Origin of the sequence: Marinomonas foliarum (assembly GCF_003337275.1) — a bacterium.
In the GTDB taxonomy this organism is placed as follows: domain Bacteria; phylum Pseudomonadota; class Gammaproteobacteria; order Pseudomonadales; family Marinomonadaceae; genus Marinomonas; species Marinomonas foliarum.
Window position 1 is genome coordinate 1 of the sequence record NZ_QPJQ01000041.1, and the last position, 19888, is coordinate 19888.

17 protein-coding genes and 1 pseudogene are annotated in these 19888 nt (G+C 44.0%); 2 read left to right on the plus strand and 16 right to left on the minus strand.

The genetic code is table 11. The features are described from left to right. Positions 1-609 precede the first annotated feature (609 nt). The 13 genes and pseudogenes from DFP77_RS19490 to DFP77_RS19495 all read right to left on the minus strand — a co-directional run. Positions 610-821: pseudogene (locus DFP77_RS19490) on the minus strand (transposase); the annotation flags it as partial. Between the two features lie 286 nt (positions 822-1107). Then, entirely contained in the window at positions 1108-1422 is a 315-nt protein-coding gene (locus DFP77_RS17095; protein WP_205114019.1) for a DUF411 domain-containing protein, read from the minus strand. Between the two features lie 152 nt (positions 1423-1574). Then, positions 1575-3923, minus strand: a complete 2349-nt coding sequence (locus DFP77_RS17100) for a heavy metal translocating P-type ATPase (protein WP_114413437.1) — start codon at positions 3921-3923, stop codon at positions 1575-1577. Next, positions 3916-4143 (minus strand): hypothetical protein, encoded by a 228-nt coding sequence (locus DFP77_RS17105; protein ID WP_100187602.1) that lies wholly within the window; start codon positions 4141-4143, stop codon positions 3916-3918. Before DFP77_RS17105 ends, DFP77_RS17100 begins: the two co-directional genes overlap by 8 nt. A gap of 99 nt (positions 4144-4242) precedes the next feature. Beyond that, complete coding sequence (locus DFP77_RS17110) at positions 4243-4956, minus strand: copper resistance protein B (RefSeq protein ID WP_024024987.1); 714 nt, start codon at positions 4954-4956, stop codon at positions 4243-4245. Positions 4957-4968: 12 nt separating this feature from the next. Then, on the minus strand, positions 4969-7056 hold the full coding sequence (locus tag DFP77_RS17115; RefSeq protein ID WP_114413438.1) for a copper resistance system multicopper oxidase: 2088 nt from the start codon (positions 7054-7056) through the stop codon (positions 4969-4971). 211 nt (positions 7057-7267) lie between these two features. Then, positions 7268-7663 (minus strand): hypothetical protein, encoded by a 396-nt coding sequence (locus DFP77_RS17120; RefSeq protein ID WP_100187604.1) that lies wholly within the window; start codon positions 7661-7663, stop codon positions 7268-7270. 57 nt (positions 7664-7720) lie between these two features. Beyond that, entirely contained in the window at positions 7721-8614 is an 894-nt protein-coding gene (locus tag DFP77_RS17125) for a CopD family protein (protein WP_114413439.1), read from the minus strand. 81 nt (positions 8615-8695) lie between these two features. Next, positions 8696-9043 (minus strand): copper resistance CopC family protein, encoded by a 348-nt coding sequence (locus DFP77_RS17130; protein WP_114413440.1) that lies wholly within the window; start codon positions 9041-9043, stop codon positions 8696-8698. Positions 9044-9208: 165 nt separating this feature from the next. After that, positions 9209-12337, minus strand: a complete 3129-nt coding sequence (locus tag DFP77_RS17135; RefSeq protein WP_114413441.1) for an efflux RND transporter permease subunit — start codon at positions 12335-12337, stop codon at positions 9209-9211. A 9-nt stretch (positions 12338-12346) separates the two neighbouring features. Further along, complete coding sequence (locus DFP77_RS17140) at positions 12347-13900, minus strand: efflux RND transporter periplasmic adaptor subunit (RefSeq protein ID WP_024024478.1); 1554 nt, start codon at positions 13898-13900, stop codon at positions 12347-12349. Further along, positions 13897-15270, minus strand: a complete 1374-nt coding sequence (locus tag DFP77_RS17145; RefSeq protein ID WP_024024479.1) for a TolC family protein — start codon at positions 15268-15270, stop codon at positions 13897-13899. The genes DFP77_RS17140 and DFP77_RS17145 overlap by 4 nt, the downstream gene beginning before the upstream one ends. Positions 15271-15340: 70 nt before the next feature. Beyond that, on the minus strand, positions 15341-15760 hold the full coding sequence (locus DFP77_RS19495) for a PHD finger domain-containing protein (RefSeq protein ID WP_147270570.1): 420 nt from the start codon (positions 15758-15760) through the stop codon (positions 15341-15343). A 326-nt stretch (positions 15761-16086) separates the two neighbouring features. On the opposite strand from DFP77_RS19495, the gene DFP77_RS17150 reads away from it, so the two are divergent. Next, complete coding sequence (locus DFP77_RS17150) at positions 16087-16440, plus strand: helix-turn-helix transcriptional regulator (protein ID WP_024024481.1); 354 nt, start codon at positions 16087-16089, stop codon at positions 16438-16440. Then, positions 16424-17677 carry a type II toxin-antitoxin system HipA family toxin gene (locus DFP77_RS17155; protein ID WP_114413442.1) on the plus strand — a complete coding sequence of 418 codons (1254 nt, stop codon included), beginning with the start codon at positions 16424-16426 and terminating at the stop codon, positions 17675-17677. Before DFP77_RS17150 ends, DFP77_RS17155 begins: the two co-directional genes overlap by 17 nt. Positions 17678-17807: 130 nt before the next feature. Here DFP77_RS17155 and derI read toward each other — a convergent pair whose 3' ends face one another. Genes derI through DFP77_RS17170 form a run of 3 tightly spaced genes read right to left on the minus strand, consistent with a single transcriptional unit; the run spans position 17808 to position 19839 of the window. Then, positions 17808-18269: a D-erythrulose-4-phosphate isomerase gene (gene derI / locus DFP77_RS17160; RefSeq protein WP_114413443.1), complete on the minus strand. Its 462-nt coding sequence runs from the start codon at positions 18267-18269 to the stop codon at positions 17808-17810. A gap of 11 nt (positions 18270-18280) precedes the next feature. Continuing rightward, entirely contained in the window at positions 18281-19066 is a 786-nt protein-coding gene (locus DFP77_RS17165) for a triose-phosphate isomerase (protein WP_114413444.1), read from the minus strand. After that, a complete protein-coding gene (locus DFP77_RS17170; protein WP_114413445.1) occupies positions 19063-19839 on the minus strand; it encodes a DeoR/GlpR family DNA-binding transcription regulator in 777 nt (258 codons plus the stop codon). Before DFP77_RS17170 ends, DFP77_RS17165 begins: the two co-directional genes overlap by 4 nt. Positions 19840-19888: the final 49 nt, after the last annotated feature.

Below are 19888 nucleotides of genomic sequence, written 5' to 3' on the forward strand. Positions count from 1 at the left end.
AAACTGGCAGCCAATAGGTGATGTGGAATTAAATCCAGAGCAACACAAAGACGCTGCTTAATTATTTTAGGCGACAACTACCTTGAAAGACGCCGCAGACGCCTCTCGGCAGTAACACTAAAACCATTAGACATACATAAATTCATAAGAAGAACATTTATTTATTGATCAGTATAAATATATTCTATAGTAAATAATTGCAGAAAAACAGTATTACCTGGATTTTGTATAATTCACTATAAACCTACCATTAAAGCTAATTGTAAAATAGAAGATAATAGTATATGGACATAGGTTATTTATGGGATTAATTTTTTTACTATGTAGCGGATGGTTGACTTTAAATAACAAAAAACTACTTGCCAATATCAATATTCCATACAATCAAAGAGAGATTAATAAGGTTTTTAAGAAACTGCTTAGGAAACATACGATCAAGTTGAGCCAACGACCCTCGTTTTCTTCAAACCACCAAACACAACAGACAACCCAGTTGTTTTACCCCTTACTGGTCACTCAATTCGGTAATTTAGTCTCATTGATTAATCTTTGAACGGATTAACCCCTTGCAGCTCGTATCCTCTGATCAACCCGAGACACGTTGGCAAGAGCAAACAAACGCATAGAAGTAACCTCATGCAAGGCATCTTCCATCGTTGGGTCACTCATGCTGTACCAATGTTGCATGCAGTCAATACGAAACATAGTAGACAGTGGATATCCCATTGCCAGCTTGGGGATAAAACGGCTCAACAACCACTTCTAGTTGAAACTAAGACATCAACTCATTCATGCGAGAAAGAAAAAATTTCCTTACGTATTGTTTTACGGTTATTGTTGTTGAATCCGCTGTCAGCAAAAGTGAGTTAGTCTGACATGGTTGAGACTCGAAGACTGAAAACGCGATTTTCCCATGAGAGGAACTTATTCAAATGTTCCGCAACAAGTCACATTACATTGGCAGAAACGCCATAAGGATTTTCGAGTTTAAAAACATCTAGTAAAATCTGAGACATCCAGAGCCTGAATGGTCTTGTATACTCGCCTATAAAGCAGGTTAGTAAGCCCCTATTAAATTAGCTAACTAACCTGTTGGATTTTCGTTTATCAATACTGTTGATAAACTGTCATCGTTCCTTGTTGGCTAAACTGAATCACATTAAAATCTTTGTATTGCTGACCTTTTTCAGCCATGCCAGGAGAATACCTTGGCATTCTAGGCACAGCCAACCCTGATACATTTTCAGGTTTCTCAAGTATTAAACGTGCCACATCTTGTTCTGGCACATGCCCTTCAATTAAGTAACCGTCGATTACAGCGGTGTGACACGATTGTAGTTGCATGGGCATACCCACATCTTTTTTTAAAGAGGACCAGTCTTCTGTGTGATGATAATTAACGGTATATCCCTCTGCCTTCATTAGCTCCCCCCATTTAACACAACAACCACATGTCGGAGACTTGTAGAGATCTATTATAGGTTGTGCAAACACGCTTGCACTGACTAACGTTAAGATTGAAGTTGCAATGCTTTTATTTATTACCTTCATATATTCACCTCTTTCAAAATTAGCTATTTACTATTAATTTGGCTATCTGATAATTTTACCGCCCGCAGCCTTAAAGCATTTAGTATGACACTCACCGAGGACAACGACATAGCTACAGCGGCAAAAATAGGCGATAAGAGAATACCTGTAAACGGATAAAGTACTCCTGCAGCAATCGGTACTCCTGCCATGTTATAAATGAATGCAAAGAACAGGTTCTGCCGAATATTACGCATGGTTGCCAGGGATAATCGCCGTGCCTCCACGATGCCCATCAGATCGCCACGTAATAGAGTAATACCCGCACTTTCGATAGCCACGTCGGTTCCTGTCCCCATGGCAATACCTACATCTGCGGTTGCCAAGGCTGGCGCATCATTAACACCATCACCAGCCATAACAACAACACGACCCTCATTTTTAAGCTGTTGAATAACATTGCCTTTATCTTCCGGCAATACTTCTGCCTTCACTTCATCAATGTGGAGTTTTCGAGCTACAGCTTCGGCAGAGGTACGATTATCTCCAGTCAGCATCACCACACGAATCCCTTCATTCTGCAGAGCGGCTATTGCCGCTTTAGTGGTGTCCTTGATCGGGTCTGCAATCGCCAGCAAACCACAAACCTTTCCATCAACTGCGGCAAAAATTACTGTTGCACCGTCCTCTCGAAGTTGATTGGCTTCTTCCTCAAAGGCGGATGTATCAACATTTTCTGACTGCATTAACAATCGATTACCAAGCAGAACCCTTTTTCCATCGACTTCACCAGTAACGCCTTTGCCGTTTGGAGAGTCGAAATCTATGGCGTCTGGTAATGTTAGGTTCATTGTTTTAGCTTTATCCAAAATGGCATGTGCCAAAGGGTGCTCGCTGCCCTTTTCAAGGCTACCGGAATAACGCATCAAGTCCTCATCGCTAAAACCATTTGCCAAGACCAGCTTTGTCACCTGAGGTTTACCCTCTGTTAAAGTCCCGGTTTTATCCACTACCACTGTGTCTACTTTCTCCATCCGCTCTAACGCCTCGGCATCTCGTATCAAGACACCAACCTGAGCACCACGACCGACACCGACCATGATAGACATAGGCGTCGCCAGACCAAGCGCACAGGGACATGCAATAATCAGCACACTCACAGCGGCAATCAGACCAAAGGCCATGGGCGGCGTTGGACCGACGATAGACCAGACCCCGAATGCAATGATAGAGACCAGCAGAACAACTGGGACGAACCAACCAGCCATTTTGTCAGCCATTCCCTGAATAGGCGCACGACTTCGCTGCGCACTGGCGACCATCTGGACGATCTGAGATAACATTGTGTCTCGTCCGACTTTGTCGGCTCGTAAAATAAAACTGCCTTGCTGATTTATGCTACCACCAATTACCTGATCTCCAGTTTTCTTAGTAATAGCCAAGGGTTCACCAGTGACCATGGATTCATCAACGTTGGAACTACCTTCAAGCACTTCGCCATCTAGAGGCACCTTATCGCCTGGCCGAACTCGCAATCGATCACCAACCTTTATTTGATCGAGCGACACATCAGACTCACTACCGTCATCGTCCAGTTTTCTTGCCGTGGCTGGAGCCAGATCTAATAGGGCTTTGATAGCGCCAGAGGTTTTTTCTCGAGCTCGGAGTTCAAGTACCTGCCCCAACAACACCAGTACAACAATAACAGCGGCCGCCTCGAAGTACACTGCAACCGAGCCATCGTCAGCGTGAAAAGCGTCAGGAAATATCTGCGGAGCCAAGGTCGCGACAAGACTGTACAACAGAGAGACGCCCGTCCCGATGGCAATAAGTGTGAACATATTAAGATTGCGACTGAGTACTGATTTCCAACCACGTACAAAGAATGGAAGACCACACCAAACGACCACTGGAGTCGCTAAAACTAACTGAATCCAGTTGGATGTTTGTGGCGACACAATGTGGTCAATATTAAAAAGATGACCTCCCATTTCGATCAAAAAAACCGGAAGGGCAAGGGCTAAACCAATCCAGAATCGACGAGTCATGTAAGCAAGTTCTTCGGAAGGGCCGTCGTCGAGGCTTACTTCCTCAGGTTCCAGCGACATGCCACAAATCGGGCAGTCACCGGGGCCTTGTTGACGGACTTCTGGATGCATAGGACAGGTAAACATGGTTCCGGCCGCAACCGGCTCTGTTTGCTCATTTTCTTCGCTGAGATACTTCTCTGGATTATTATCGAACTTCGACTGACAGCCGGAAGAACAGAAATACCAAGTTTTATCTACATGCTGACTACTATACTTTGCGGTTTGAGGATCTACCGACATTTTGCACACAGGGTCATGCACCCCATGGCTTTTATGTTCATGATGATTCGTGTGCTCACTCATATTGTGCTCCTTTTTTACTCGCGGGCCAGTCAGAAAAAGCAATGAAATATAACAAAGCCATATTGACCATTGGGACCAATATCAGCAGTCCCAGCCAGCCAGAATATCCAGCTCGCTTGCATATTCTATAGACAGGTATAACGACTAAGATCACAATCACTAACATCCACATCCAGTGTCCTACCCACATAGTGCTACCAAACATACTTTCGCTCATCATGGTATTGTCCTTTCTTTTATATCGTAGAAATTAATGGTGATGTTAGTGAGACTTTTATCTTTCATCTCACTGACATCCCTTTTACTTCTTGTAAAAAAATTAAAACCAAGCCGTTACGCCAATGACAAACTGAGAGTTGCTAATGCTATCTCCATTATCACGAGCAAGATCAGCCGTAGCACCGAGCTTTTTACTCCAGTCTATACCTATATAAGGTGCAAACTTACGTGTTATTTCATACTTTAGTCGAAGGCCTGCATTGATATCAGTAAGACCAGCACCCATGCTTAACTCGTCATCACTCTTACCATAGGCGTTCATTTCAAATTCAGGCGTTAATATCAGTTTTTGAGTGATTAACCATTCCTGTTCGATGCTTAAACGAATGGAGGTTTGCCCTTTTTCTCCAACAAAGAAAGCACCGTCAATGTCGAAAAAATACGGAGCCAAACCTTGGAAACCAAGCACCAGCCAATCACGAGATGGGGACGGTTTAATATCTCGCCTTACGCCCATCTGCATATCCCAATACGGCGCTACGGCATGACTGTATAGAGCCTGTACTTCTAGGTCCTGGTCGTCACTATTCTGGTATTCACCTGACGTTTTAAGCCAGATTTTATCCATATCATAACCAACCCATGCTTGAAAACTAAAGCTGATTGGATCGTCTGACTCAAGGCCTTTTTCTAATTGGTCGATGGCGACATAACTTAATAAAGGGTCATCTTCCGCACCTGCATAAGACAAAGAGCTCATAACAGAAGCCGTTGCCATCACTAATGTAAAGCCTAGTGAATTAAAGTTTTTCATTTATTACTCTCCTTATTTGATGACCACTTTTCTAAACATGCCAGGCATGTGATATAGCAAATGGCAGTGATATGCCCATTGCCCCAAGGCGTCTGCGGTGACTAAATAGCTGATTTTTGAACCAGGCTGAACCATCACAGTATGCTTACGTGGAATGTAATCAGGGTCTCCTGTTTCTAACTCGCTCCATACACCATGTAGATGCATGGGATGAATCATCATGGTGTCGTTCACCAAGGTAATTCGCACTCTTTCGTTATACGCCAATTCAAGTGGAGCGGAATCAGCAAAATTGATTCCATTAATTGACCACATATAACGATTCATATTGCCCGTTAGATGCAGCTGGATTTCTCGAGTGGGTTGACGTTTATCATGAGTAGGATGCAAGCCTTTTAGGTCTGCGTAGGTCAGTACTTTACGGTTATAGTTCGCTTGATGATCCCTTAAGCCAATACCTGGGTCGTTAAGGCCGCTTTGAGGCATGCCTGATTGCATGTCTACTTGAGGACCATTTTCTGAATCTAGATGCTTAATCTCATTGTCACTGCCGTAACCTGCTAAACCTAAAGTAGGCATAACCATACTTGGCTGACTGAGATCCATCCCTTCCATGCCAGTCATTGAGCCTGAACCCATTGCCATTTTGCTGTGATCCATGCCTTCCATGCCAGCCATTGAGCCTGAACCCATTGCCATTTTGCTGTGATCCATGCCTTCCATGCCAGCCATTGAGCCTGAGCCCATTGCCATTTTGCTGTGGTCCATGCCTTCCATGCCCGACATAGAGTCTGAACCCATTGCCATTTTACTGTGGTCCATGCCTTCCATGCCCGACATAGAGTCCGAACCCATCGCCATTTTACTGTGGTCCATGCCTTCCATGCCCGACATAGAGTCCGAACCCATCGCCATTTTACTGTGGTCCGTGCCCTCCATATTCATGCCCATATCGCCATGCCCTAAGATCGGCATAGGGTCCATATCAGGGATTTTGGCCGTGAACATTTCATCTGACGTGAAGTTACCAACGGTATAACCAGAACGGTCAATGCTCTGAACGAAAATACAATAAGCATCCTCCATCTTCGGCTCGACTATCACATCGTAAGTTTCCGCAACACCAATTCGAAATTCATCGATGGTAACAGGCTGAACATTTTGTCCATCACTCGCTACCACGGTCATTTTTAAACCTGGAATTCGCACATCAAATATCGTCATCGCAGAGCTATTAATAAAGCGAAGACGAACTTTTTCTCCTTGTTTAAAGAGTGCTTGCCAAGGTTGTGCCGGTGGGTTCCCATTCATTAAATACGTATAGGTGGCGCCCGTGACATCAGAAATATCTCGGTCACTCATACGTTCCTGATTCCACATGGAGCGTGCTCTCCATGTGTTCACCAACCCTTGTTTTTTGATATCAGAAAACAAATCAGACATCGTTCTTTCACTGTAATTGTAATAGTCTGATTGCTTCTTTAAATTCGCATATATCGTTTCAGGCGCCTCATCCGACCAGTCCGACAGCATGATGACATGCTCCCGATCAAACACAACAGGGTCTGCTTCTTTAGGGTCTATAACAATCGCGCCATACACTCCCGTTTGTTCTTGAAAACCTGAATGACTGTGATACCAATAGGTACCACTTTGCTTAACTGGAAATTTATATTCGAATGTTTCTCCCGGTTTGATGCCCGCAAAACTAAGGCCAGGAACGCCATCCATTTCTGTCGGTAAAATCATCCCATGCCAGTGCAAAGAGCTGTCATGATCAAGATTGTTTTTTACTCTTAGCGTGACCGTTTCACCTTCTTTCCAGCGTAACAAGGGTCCGGGAAACAGTTGATTAATGACCGTTGCTCTAGCAGGCGTTCCCGTAAAATTAACGGTTTTATAATCAATGCTTAAATCAAAAACTTTCCCAGATAACTGAGTTAAAGATTGGCCAATGGCACTTGCTAGTGCATTTTTTGAAAACGGAATGGTAGTTAAAGCCAGCATGGCAGAAGCACCAAATACAAACTGACGACGGCTAAGCACTGTACCGCTCGATGATTTGTTCTGCTCTTCGTGTGAAGGTTTGAATACTGTCATAAACTGAACTCCCTTAATCTAATTAAACCCACAACACCTGTTTGCAGGTGCAACCAAATAATGTAATGAATAAAAGACATAATTGTCTCCAACAATGTTCTTGAGAAGATCCAATACAGGCATTATCCCTGTAGTGGATAAAAGGTTAATAATAGAAAATAACGGTTAGTGACCTTGGAGCGTCCGACAAAACGACGGATTCATCCAAAGATTAAGAAAGTATCGGAGGGCGATATAAAGAAGAGCTATTCAACGGTAGCTCTTGTTGAACTAGATGAGCACTACTCTGACTCAGTTGAGAGCCGTAATAAATCCACTGACGATCAATGATCGCGGCCATCGACATGCAAACGCTCATCGGACACGAGCTTTTGTCTTTGCAACAATCTAACGCATTCGTGACCGGCAATATTTGAACATACTGATCTGTGTGTGTTTCAACAGACGCGTTGTGCAACGAAGCCTTATGATCGACCATCGAGCCATAAGTAGCAGTAGCAGTAAGTTGCATTGAGTGATATGCCATTGGACCAGCCACAGAAGTCATTGTCTGGCTAACAAACACGAGCAAAACAAATATAATGATAACGATTTTATTTTGTCTCATTATTCTTCCCCCAATCAACTTTCACCCCAAACAACATCACTTTAAATACACCTCTAATTAATGCATTGGAGGACCAACAAACGTCGTAAATATCGCCGTGACCACCAAAATAGAAGAAGCGATCATTTTTTCCATTAAAATAGATTTTTGAATAAGAAATGTATTACCGCGTTTCAGTATTAACGGCACAAGATGTAATTTATGGTATGCCGCCATCACCAGAATAACAACGACCAAAGCAAGTTTCACCAACAACCAGAAACCATAGTCTGACGAGAATAAGCCTTGCCATCCTGTCAAAACATAGCTCATCCATGCTCCACAGATAATCAAAATCAAAACAGCAACCGCTGCAAGTTCGCCAAAACGCTCTAAGATTCGATTAGATTCCTGATGCGTGGATTTTCGCGTAACCAACCACAAAGGGAATAGCAACCCTAACCACCAAGCAGCAATCAAGATATGAGTAAAGAATATAATCTGATAATACCAAGCTTGCTCTGTCGCATGACCCGTGAATGAAAACGAATAAATCAAACTGGCTATGCCCAAGGAAGCGACCATTAATGCAAGGCGTGAAAATGGCCACAGACTGAAGGCACGATCCGACCCAAGGGTAAATGACGCTATGATCACCAAGCAATAACCAATCACATTAGCGATTAAGGTACTGCCCGCAGGCGAATCCCAATAGATAGAGACCATCATAGGGTCAAACATGAGCGATAGACCCTCTTCCATCGCCCCACCAACGAGGATAAAAAAATAAGCTATTGTCGCCACTAAACCAATCAACGCACCTCCTCGTACGTACCTTTTTATACTACTCAATAAAGCAGACTGATGACGCAACAAACAAAATGCAAATAGCCCACCTACAACGCTTGATATACCAAAATACAATAACCAACGTGTCAATAATTGCGCGATTTCCCAGTTCGTTAACATCATACAGCCCCTTTTTTATAAAATGAAAAGCCTAAAAGATATAATCTAATTAGCCAGTTGAACTAAACAGTTTAAATGTTCAAATTAATGCTGCATAAAACCATAAGAGCCTTTCATCATGTGTCCATCTTCGCCCATTGCTTTCCAATGAACTGTATAACTGTCCGGCGCCAACATTGGTAACATAGTTTGAAAATTTTTCGTTGTTGCGCCATCACGATCAAAACGAACCGACACGGGCTTACCTTTAGATCCTACTACCTTGAGACTTACAACTTTCATAGGGTTCTGGAAATTTAGCTCTACTCGTTCTGCTTGAGCCATTAGCATGGCACCGTCTTTGGGGTATGTCATGGTCATCATACCGTGTGCAAATACGTTAACGGAGGCCACCAAAGCCAATGTAGAAAATGCCAATTTCATAGTTTTCATAGTTTTCATAGTTTTCATAGTTTTCATAGTTTTCATAGTTTTCATAGTTTTCATGTTATTACCTTTTACGTTGTTGATAAATTTTTAAACGGATACAAAGAGGGGATCTCTTTATATCAACGATCTCTAAAAGTTCCGAAAAACACTCTTTTAATACTGATTAAATTAAGACGTCTGTTTCAATGACGATTTTTTCCATAGAAAATACACCGCAGGCAGCACTAATAACGTCAGTACGACCGCGCTCACCATACCGCCAACCATAGGTGCAGCAATTCGACTCATCACCTCCGATCCCGTTCCAGTACCATATAAAATTGGCAGCAAGCCTATAATGATGGATACCGCTGTCATCATCACCGGACGAACTCGCATACCAGCGCCGTGAAGCACCGCATGGTAAAGCGTGTCCGCGCGGGGTAAGACGCCTTTTTCAGCGCATTTACTTTGTGTCTCAGTCCAAGCTTGATTCAAATACATCAGCATAATGACGCCGATTTCCACTGCCACGCCAGCCAGAGCAATGAAGCCCACCCCCACTGCAACCGAGAAATTGAAGCCAGACAAATACATCAGCCAGATACTACCCACCATAGCAAATGGCAAAGTGCCCATAATGATCGCCACCTCGTAGAAATTACGGAAGTTGATATACAAGAGGACAATAATGATGGCCAATGTAAGCGGCACTACATAGGTCAGCTTTTCTTTTGCCCGTTGCATATACTCATATTGACCAGACCAATTTAACGAATAACCTGCTGGTAATTGCACTTGGTCTGCTACGATTTTTTGTGCGTTTTCGACATAACGGCCAATATCTACACCTTCAATGTCCACAAAGGTCCAACCGTTTAAACGCGCGTTTTCACTTTTTAATCCTGGCGGACCTTCTTCCACATACACATCAGCAATATCCCCTAAAGCAATTCGTAAACCATTCGGAGTCACGATTGGCAAAAGGGCTAATTGCTCTGGTGAATCACGATATTCCTGTGGATAGCGAACATTAATGGGATAGCGCTCAAGCCCCTCTATAGTGTTGGTGACATTCATGCCACCCACCGCCGAAGAGATAAGCTCTTGAACATCTTGAATGTTCAGCCCATAACGCGATGCCTTCGCGCGATTAATGTCTATATTGACGTAACGACCACCGGCCACACGCTCAGAATAAACCGATGCTGTGCCCTCAACGGGTTTCAAGATTTTCTCTAACTGCAAACCAATATCTTGAATCACTTTCAAATCAGGACCCGCAACCTTTATACCCACAGGGGTTTTGATGCCCGTTGCCAGCATGTCGATTCGTGTTTTGATCGGCATTACCCAAGCGTTAGTAATGCCAGGGATCTTGACCAGCTGATCAAGCTCTTGCTTGATCTTGTCGCTGGTCATGCCGTCTCGCCATTCAGAGTGAGGCTTGAGTTGAATAAAGGTTTCGATCATCGTCAAAGGTGCTGGGTCTGTCGCGGTTTCTGCACGGCCAACCTTCCCAAAGACAGTTTTCACTTCTGGCAAGGTCGCAATCAGTTTATTGGTTTGCTGTAATACCTGACGTGCTTGTCCGATGGAGATCCCCGGATACGCTGTTGGCATATACATCAAATCACCTTCGTCTAAGTTAGGAATAAACTCACTTCCCAACTTATTTAACGGCCACATACCAATGGCGAATATAGCAATCGCTACCAAAATGGTCGTTTTCGGAAAGTTCAACACAGCTTTTAACGCCGGCATATACACCGCAATCAAAGCCCGATTAACAGGGTTTTTATGCTCAGGCAAGACCTTACCTCTCACAAAGTACCCCATCAAAACAGGGACGAGGGTGATGGCTAATGCCGCCGATGCAGCCATTGCATAGGTTTTGGTATAGGCCAACGGGCCAAACATTCGCCCTTCTTGGGATTCCAAGGTAAACACAGGCACAAAACTGACGGTGATAATCAGCAGACTAAAGAATAACGCGGGGCCGACTTCGGTAGCCGCGGCGGTCACAACCTGCCAACGGTTTTCCTTGGTCATTTCGACTTTTTCCATATGCTTATGGAGATTTTCTATCATCACGATTGCGCCATCAATCATGGCGCCGATGGCAATCGCAATACCGCCAAGCGACATGATATTGGCATTAATACCCTGCAAATGCATGACGATGAAGGCAGTCAAAATACCGACAGGCAGACTGATGATGGCCACTAAAGAGGAACGCACATGAAAAAGAAACACCATACAAACCAACGCAACCACAAGGAACTCTTCCAGCAGTTTGGTCCATAAATTCTCCACAGCACGATCAATCAAACCAGAACGATCATAAACAGTCACCACCTCAACGCCTTTTGGCAAGCTGGATTTCAAGGTTTCCAATTTCGCTTTTACGCCTTCGATGGTTTTCTGTGCGTTTTCACCAAAACGCATCACCACCACGCCGCCGACGGTTTCGCCTTCGCCATTTAGATCCGCTAACCCTCGACGCATTTGTGGGCCAATACCAACGTCTGCCACATCTTTGATCGTCAGCGGTGTGCCACTTTCACTGACGCCAAGCGGAATCATTTCAATATCTTCGACGCTCTGTATATAACCAGACGCTCGAACCATGTATTCAGCTTCAGCCATTTCAATGACCGACGCGCCGACTTCCTGATTACCGCGTTTAATGGCATTTTGAATGTGACTCAATGGCATGTTTAACGCGCGCAATTTATCTGGATTCACACTTACCTGATATTGCTTCACCATGCCGCCAATGGGCGCCACTTCCGATACGCCAGGCACGGTTTGTAATTCATACTTCAAGAACCAGTCTTGCAGTGAACGCAATTGACTCAAGTCGTTTTGACCGGTTTTATCGACCAAGGCGTATAAATACACCCAGCCGACACCCGTTGCGTCTGGCCCCAATTGCGCCCTTGCGTTACTCGGCAAGGATGGCGCAACCTGACTTAAATACTCCAACACTCGGCTTCTCGCCCAATACATATCGGTATCTTCATCAAAAATCACGTAGACATACGAATCTCCAAAGAACGAATAACCGCGCACTGTTTGAGCACCGGGCACAGACAACATCGCCGTGGTCAACGGGTACGTAACTTGATCTTCAACCACTTGCGGCGCTTGTCCTGGATAGCTGGTTTTAATGATAACTTGCACATCAGACAAGTCAGGAATGGCATCAACGGGAGTATTCTTTAACGAATACAAGCCAGCGCCCACTAAAATAAAAGTAGCCAATAACACCATGAATCGGTTGTTTATGGACCAACGAATGATCGCTTCAATCATGATATTCCCCTACTCCGTGTCAGCGTCAAAATAGTCAGTGACCATGAATTTCACACTGCTTTCCCGCGTAATCTCAAGCTGAATATCTTTACCAATTGGCAATTCATCCAGCGTCAACCAATCAGCTAACTCAAAGTCCATCGTCATCTTTGGCCATTTCCAATCAGTAATAGCATCATGATTCACATTCACCATCCGCGTTGTCGCATCAATACGATTAATGCGTGCGGCTACCCAAACATTGTTGGTAGGTTCTGCTGCTGACATTTCATTATCAGACATTGCCGTGTTAGCCATTTCAGTGCTGCTGGCAGGCATTGCCATCTGCTCACTGTCTATATTCATGCGTTTGAAATCCGAGCTTTTGCTGGATTCAGAGTCCAACAAAAACTGCGCCGATGTCACGACCTCATCACCCAGCACCAAGCCGTCTAAAATTTCCACGTAGTCATCACCGAACGCGCCGGTTTCGACTGCAATCGATTTATAACGCCCTTCACCCAATGCCAGTACCACGCGGCTTTGCTCGCCGCCACGAATTAAAGCTTCTTTTGGAATCAATCGTTTTTTACCTGGCTCGGTGGTTTCAATACGAACATGGGCAAACATATCTGGCTTCAGAAGTTGCTCGGGGTTATCTAAACGAATGCGAACACGCAAAGTGCGATTTTTGGCATTTAGAGTCGGATAAATAAAATCCACGTTACTGCTGAAAGTTTTCCCCGGTAGGAAATCCATAACAGCCTCAACCGGTTGCCCCACCGCGACAAGATGCGCTTGGCGCTCAAACACTTCGGCATCCAACCACACCTCACTCAAATCCGCGATCGACATCAAAGTTGTGCCTGGCTTAATATAGAAACCATCTTGAATTCCAAGGTTGTCAATAACGCCGCTTTGTGGCGCAAAAAATCGCACTGTTTGAGACACTTTGCGCTTTGTCTTTAACGCTTGGATAAAACTGCTCGACACTTGCAGAGCTTTTAGCCTTTCTTCACCCGCGTTGATCATGCGCTGGTCTTTGCGCGCTAACGCAAAGACAAATTCTTCCTGCGCATTCACTAAGGTTGGTGAATACAAATCGAACAAAGGCTGACCTTTTTCAACTGAATCACCATTGAATTTAATAAAGCTCTTTTCGATCCAACCTTCGACACGAGGGTGAATATGAACAATCTTGTCTTCGTTGTAAGCCAAATAGCCCACAGTACGAATGTCTGGTTTCAGCACGCCTTCAAACACTTTTTCTGTTCTCACACCAAGGTTATTAACCACTTCAGGCGAGATGCTTACAGTACCAGCGCCCTGATTATTGGAACCTTGGTCATCACCATAAAAAGGGATTAAATCCATTCCCATAGGAGATTGACCCGGCTTGTCACGACGGTAATTTGGGTCCATTGGCGCCACCCAATATAAAGGTGCTTTTTCATCTTTCGTGACTGATGCACCAGCATTCATTTCCCCGTTCATAGCATTAAATGCTTGAAGACCAAAGTGATAACCCGTAGCCGAAAGAACGCCACCTAGTACAAATACACCGATATACCCGATTACTTTCATTTGAGTTTCACCTCTTCACTTTGTGCCATTACATAATTCAATTCGGCTAAGCGCTTGAAGCGCTCGATACGAATATTTAATAATTCAATATGTGCATTTAATGTATCGATGCGCGCCTGAACTACATCCGAGAAAACACCATCATTGCTGGTATAAGCATTCAACATGGCTTGCGCACTTTCTCTGTAACTAGGAAGTAACTTGGTTTGATACAGACGAATTCGTTGATCTAGCAAGTTAATATCAGATGTCAGAACACGATATTTCGCCATGAGTTCATTCAGCACAAGCTGCTTTTCAGAAAGAAAAGACTCGACTTGTAAGGTCGCGGCTTTCACCTGAGCATCCTGTCGACTAGACGAAAAGATTGGCACGCTGACACTCACCGCAATCGACGCCAGATCGGCTCGATCTTTGCCGCTTAGATCATCGCCGCGATAACCGTAACCCAAGGTAACGCCCCATTCTGGTTTGTACTTTTGCTCGGCAATCGATTTATCTATCTGCGCGGTATTGGATTGAACATCGACAATGCGAACCAACGGATGCTGGCTCAGACGAGCCGCCAAGGAATTTGGTGGAAGAATACTAGACGGGGTTACCATAATGGGTTCACCCGTTGTTTTCAGAGTGATTGCTTGATCAGCTGTGTTCTGATCAACCATGGTCGGAAGAATATATTGGGACAATTTTTTCAGTGCATTTTCTTTCGCTTGACGAAGCTGAGTTAGACGATGATCTAACTTAATCAACTCCAGTTCAGAACGCACTAAATCTTGCTGTTTGGCTCGCCCGTACGCCGAGCTATAACTGCTTTCCACTACCTCATGAAGTTGTTCGAACAAGGTTCTATTTTGCTTCACGAGCTTGATGCTCTCTTCGTAACTGTATACCGTTAGCCAAAGATTCGATACCTCCATTGCTAACATCGCGCGACGATTATCTCGCATCAAGGGCATTTGATCGCCTTGCACAGCGTACTTTTCCCCTGTTAAACGTAAGGTATCGCCAGCTGGAAACATCTGCGATACCGACACGTTAAATTGCGTCATCGCTTCTTGGTTAAAATCAAAACTGTCAGTTGGCATATTCAATAAACCAACATTGATTTTTGGATCCGGCAACGCCGTCATGCCTTGGCTTAAGGCGCGAATAGCATTCTCTTTCTGCTGGCTGGAAATCAACCAGTCATCTTGGGAGACGGCTTTTTCCACCGCTTGTTGCAGGCTTAACACTTCTGCGCTCGCAACAAGTGGCAGCAACGACAATAAGAAAACGGAGGCAATACGATTCGTTTTACCGATTAAAAATTGACGGCAATAGACACTCTGTAATACATGACAGAATGCCAAAAATTTGTTTTTGGCCATTGGCTTGAGTACTCATTTTTAAATTCATAAAATCTCAACGCACATTAAAGCGATGAGTGAAACTGCGAATTTAAGAAATGACTATAGGGGGGAAATAAGGCGTATTTGGGTGGGTAGAAACGTAGAATTCAGACGACAGAGTCGTGTGAACAGAAGAAATATTGTCAGAATCAGAATGATAGCTGACCAGTAAGCCTGAAAAGCTACTGCAATGATTGTCCATACAGTTTTGGTGATTGTGCTCTGATGTCAAACTAGAGCATTCGTCCATCGAATCAGACGTACAAGAGATCCCCTTATCAGGAGACATATCATGATCCGATAATTCTGACGTGTCATGCATTTCCATAGACATCATATTCGAGCTCGATAACATCATACTGTTCGTTGCCATTGCCATCGAAAATAACGATAGTACAAACAGCAAAAAGCACACGAAACCGTGTTTTCTCGCTGATATGCTGATGTTATTTAAAACAAATGATGGCATTTATAAAACTCTCTGCAACTAATCAACAAACTATATGTTAGTAAAAAGCTTAAAGCAACTCAAACTTAAATTTTGATAATCATTTGGACTTCCCAGACTTTACAAGACAACAATTGACATAAAAACCTATCTAAATCGAGGTTTTCATAAACTTCAAGTATATCGTCACCATTGGTTTCATCATTCCATTTATCCATGGACTAAAAAAATACTTCCTTATATTTCCGCACTTTCAGATATCGAAAAAAGAAACACTTAAGTTGCCTTACATCGAAATAGCAACTAATATGTTTCTATAAATTAAAAAGCAACTTATTAGTTTCCTTATGATGAATCTACTACAGCAAATCAAAAATCGTCGTTTAGCACTGAAACTCAAGCAGAATGAAATGCCAATGCGTATTGGCATTTCTAGGCAGCAGTACCAACGGCTGGAAGCAAAAGGCAACCCAAGACTTGATACTCTTGAACTGATTGCCAAAGGTCTCAATAGCGATGTCATGCTGATTCCAAAAGAAAAGCTGAATGCTGTTTTAGCTGTTCTTGAAAGTGATGGTAACAACACATCTTTACCGCACAAACAGCCTGATCATTCTGATGAACAAAAACAACTATCGGATGATCCATGGAAAGGATTACTAGAAGACAAAGATGGAGACGAAGATGACAACGGAAATTAGTGTTCTTAAGTTGACGTTACATGGCCATCTAGTGGGATATTTGGCGGGGGCAAAAAATGGACGTAATATTCTTCATTTTGCTGAAAGCTTTCAATCTAATATAGCGCGCCCCACTTTTAGCTTAACCACCCATCAAAATTTTCCGCGTGCTGATAAAATGCTATCAGAGCCATGGGCGACCAACCAACGCTTGCACCCTATTTTGTCTAATCTATTGCCTGAAGGTTCTTTGCGAGAGCTGATCGCTCAAGGACTCAAAACCCATGTTGATAATGAGTTTCATATTTTGTCTTATCTGGGCATGGATTTACCGGGCGCATTAGTCGCTGAACCGATGGAGCCTGAAGATGTTCCTCTACATTTATTCTCATCTCATGGCCAAGTAAAAGCGGTTAAATTCGACAAACTAAGCCAAGAGAACAAGTTTTCCTTGGCTGGTGTTCAAATGAAGTTTTCCATGACGGAAAAAGACGGTCGATATAATTTGTCGAAAGACAATGTGCTTGGCGATTGGATTGTGAAAACACCCTCCACTAAACACAAAGAAGTGCCCGCCAATGAGTTTACTGCCATGACTCTCGCTTCTCTCATTGGCGTGGATATTCCTGAAATAAAATTGGTCGAGATAGACCAATTAGACAACCTTCCTCAAATCAACCTTCCGGATGAAAAATTAGCTTTCGCCATAAAACGGTTTGATCGGCGTGACGACCAACGCATTCACATGGAAGACTTTGCTCAAGTTCTTGTGAAGTACCCACATGAAAAATACAGTTCTGGCAACTACGAACAAATAGCAAAAATCCTGTATCAGTTTTCTGGTAATGGTTTAAGTGATGTCCAGCAACTTGCTCGTCGTATACTCACCAACATCCTATTAGCAAACGGCGACGCCCATTTGAAAAACTGGAGCTTACTGTATACAGATCAAGTCACACCCAGACTTTCCCCCGCTTACGACATAGTCACCACCAGTGTTTATATTAAAAGCGAGCAACACTTTGCCCTTAATCTAGCTAAGACAAAAGCTTGGTACGATGTCTCATATAAGCACTTTGAACATTGGGCTACTAAATCAGATATTCCATGGCGAGCAATCAAACCACATTTGGATGATGCGATGGAAAAAGCCAGAAGCCTTTGGCCTGAGACTTTAAAAAACCTACCCATGAATGAAGAGCACAAACAGCACCTAAGAGAGCATTGGCAGAGACTTCCTGAGGATTTTCGAATTTGATAATGTCGAGTAAAGTCTAGGAAGTCCAATCAGGCGAATTTTAATTTTGGTAGACACCAAAATTAAAATCAAAAAAGTAATAAAGGCTCTTCCCGTGTCACCCGGAGCGCGGGAAGAGTCAATAATAACGTCAAATTTGAGTGTGGTATTTGTGGTCTAAGGCATTGATTGCATTTACGTTACTCGCGGAACGACCATTCTCATCGAAAGATTCCTTCAGGAATGCATCGGCAATAGATTTCGCTAACTCTTGGCCAATTACTCGAGCGCCCATGGTGATGATTTGGGCATTATTAGACAGTGCCGCACGTTCTGCAGAATAAGTATCGTGGGTCAATGCAGCTCGAATGCCCGGCACTTTACTGGCTGCGATGCATACACCAATACCGGTACCACAACATAGAATGGCACGATCATACTGGCCATCTAGCACAGTCCTCGCCACACGATCCGACATATTGGCATAAAAGTCGTCTGGACTCCCCGCTTCATCACGTGATAAATCCGTCACTTCAAAACGGTCTTTTAGGTGTTCAACAAGGGCTTGAGCCAATACTTCCCCTGCGCTATCACCAGCAATTGCAATTTTCATGGTGTGATCTCCTAGTTTGATTTCGCTCGAACGACTGCTGCACACTTGCTTAAAATGTCTACATAACCTTCAACATTCCACGCGGAACGGCCAATAAATAGGCCATCAATGTGCTCACAGGCGATGAGCTCTTCACAATTTTGAGGATTCACTGAGCCACCGTATAAACAAGGCACCTTACGCCCCAATACACTGTGCGCCACGTCCAGAATTTCAGCTTGTCTCGCGTCGGCATACTCGGCAGAAGCCGGAACGCCGTTTTCACCGATGGCCCATACAGGCTCATAAGCAAATAAGATCGGTGCAGTTTTTTGAGTGTCAGTTAGATATTGCAGTGCACCACGCACTTCTTCTGCCAACACTTCAGCAGCATTGCCACTGTCTTTGTCTGCCAAAGTTTCGCCAATACAAATCAAAGGAACTAAACCATGACGAACCGCCGCTTCAACCTTTCGACCCACCGTGTCATTGGTTTCGCCAAAGTGCTCACGTCGCTCCGAATGGCCAAGCTCGACAATATCAAGCTCGCAGTCCTTCAACATCAGTGGCGATACTTCACCTGTCCATGCCCCTTGATCAACCCAATGCATATTTTGAGCTCCTACTTTGACCGATGTACCTTTGAGGATCTTTTTCACCTCACGGACATTAGTAAAAGATGGAATTACAAATCGTTGAATGCTCTCCTCGGCTTGCCCATTCACTTCTTTAAGTGCTGCGGCAAAGGCTTGCGCCTCAGCTAAGGTTTTGTTCATTTTCCAACTTGTGCCTACCCAAAATTGCGCTGTCGTTGTCATGTGGCTTCCGGTGATCTCGCTATCGTTAACTGAATGCCGGCATTAGACAGATTCTCTTCTATAGCCGACTCTGGAACCTGGTCTGTGATGACCCAGTCAAAATCTTCGAGATCTGCCAAAACGTGTAATGCCACGCGATCAAAGCGGGTATGATTCACTAGCAAACATTTTTTAACCGCCGCACTCAACATTGCTTTTTTCACCCGTACCACATCCGCATCCATATGGAACACTTGGGTTCCAGACACTGCTGGGCTAGACAAAAACGCAATGTCTGCACGCAAACTGATTAAGTTCTGTTCCGCTAAGACGCCGAAGTAGCCGTTATACTTGGCAGAGTACTCTCCACCCAGTGCAATCAAATCGATGCCGTTTTCGAACTTAAGAGCTTCCATAATGGCCGCATTGTTGGTGATAACGGTCAGAGGTTTTTTTGCTGGGAGCAACTTACCCAATACCGCCGCCATAGAGCCATCATTCACCATCACTGTCATGCCTGGCTCAACCAAAGTCAGAGCCTGCTCAGCCATATGCTCTTTACCTTGACCACCTTGACGTTCACGCAATCTGAAGTCACTTTCAAACTGCATGCCTGCTTCGATGGTCGCACCGCCACGGACTTTTCTAAGCAAGCCCGCTGCTTCCAGTTCGTCAAGATCACGATGAATAGTCATTTTAGATACATCAAAGCGCAGAGCTAATTCTTCTAAGTCCACTACACCGTTCTCTACTAACAGATCGATAATTTGCTGTCTTCGTTCGTCTCGTTTCATAACAACTCGCCTTGATAGCAAATCTCTTGAGTATGTTATAAACCTTAAT

What these genes read in the sequence shown, in the direction of transcription:
- DFP77_RS17165 (WP_114413444.1), bottom strand. Translation starts at nt 19,066, where the DNA reads ATGACAACGACAGCGCAATTTTGGGTAGGCACAAGTTGGAAAATGAAC.
- DFP77_RS17095 (WP_205114019.1), bottom strand. Translation starts at nt 1,422, where the DNA reads ATGAAGGCAGAGGGATATACCGTTAATTATCATCACACAGAAGACTGG.
- DFP77_RS17125 (WP_114413439.1), bottom strand. Translation starts at nt 8,614, where the DNA reads ATGATGTTAACGAACTGGGAAATCGCGCAATTATTGACACGTTGGTTA.
- DFP77_RS17145 (WP_024024479.1), bottom strand. Translation starts at nt 15,270, where the DNA reads ATGGCCAAAAACAAATTTTTGGCATTCTGTCATGTATTACAGAGTGTC.
- DFP77_RS17100 (WP_114413437.1), bottom strand. Translation starts at nt 3,923, where the DNA reads ATGAGTGAGCACACGAATCATCATGAACATAAAAGCCATGGGGTGCAT.
- DFP77_RS17150 (WP_024024481.1), top strand. Translation starts at nt 16,087, where the DNA reads ATGATGAATCTACTACAGCAAATCAAAAATCGTCGTTTAGCACTGAAA.
- DFP77_RS17170 (WP_114413445.1), bottom strand. Translation starts at nt 19,839, where the DNA reads ATGAAACGAGACGAACGAAGACAGCAAATTATCGATCTGTTAGTAGAG.
- DFP77_RS17130 (WP_114413440.1), bottom strand. Translation starts at nt 9,043, where the DNA reads ATGAAAACTATGAAATTGGCATTTTCTACATTGGCTTTGGTGGCCTCC.
- DFP77_RS17140 (WP_024024478.1), bottom strand. Translation starts at nt 13,900, where the DNA reads ATGAAAGTAATCGGGTATATCGGTGTATTTGTACTAGGTGGCGTTCTT.
- DFP77_RS17105 (WP_100187602.1), bottom strand. Translation starts at nt 4,143, where the DNA reads ATGATGAGCGAAAGTATGTTTGGTAGCACTATGTGGGTAGGACACTGG.
- DFP77_RS17155 (WP_114413442.1), top strand. Translation starts at nt 16,424, where the DNA reads ATGACAACGGAAATTAGTGTTCTTAAGTTGACGTTACATGGCCATCTA.
- DFP77_RS19495 (WP_147270570.1), bottom strand. Translation starts at nt 15,760, where the DNA reads ATGCCATCATTTGTTTTAAATAACATCAGCATATCAGCGAGAAAACAC.
- DFP77_RS17110 (WP_024024987.1), bottom strand. Translation starts at nt 4,956, where the DNA reads ATGAAAAACTTTAATTCACTAGGCTTTACATTAGTGATGGCAACGGCT.
- DFP77_RS17120 (WP_100187604.1), bottom strand. Translation starts at nt 7,663, where the DNA reads ATGAGACAAAATAAAATCGTTATCATTATATTTGTTTTGCTCGTGTTT.
- derI (WP_114413443.1), bottom strand. Translation starts at nt 18,269, where the DNA reads ATGAAAATTGCAATTGCTGGTGATAGCGCAGGGGAAGTATTGGCTCAA.
- DFP77_RS17115 (WP_114413438.1), bottom strand. Translation starts at nt 7,056, where the DNA reads ATGACAGTATTCAAACCTTCACACGAAGAGCAGAACAAATCATCGAGC.
- DFP77_RS17135 (WP_114413441.1), bottom strand. Translation starts at nt 12,337, where the DNA reads ATGATTGAAGCGATCATTCGTTGGTCCATAAACAACCGATTCATGGTG.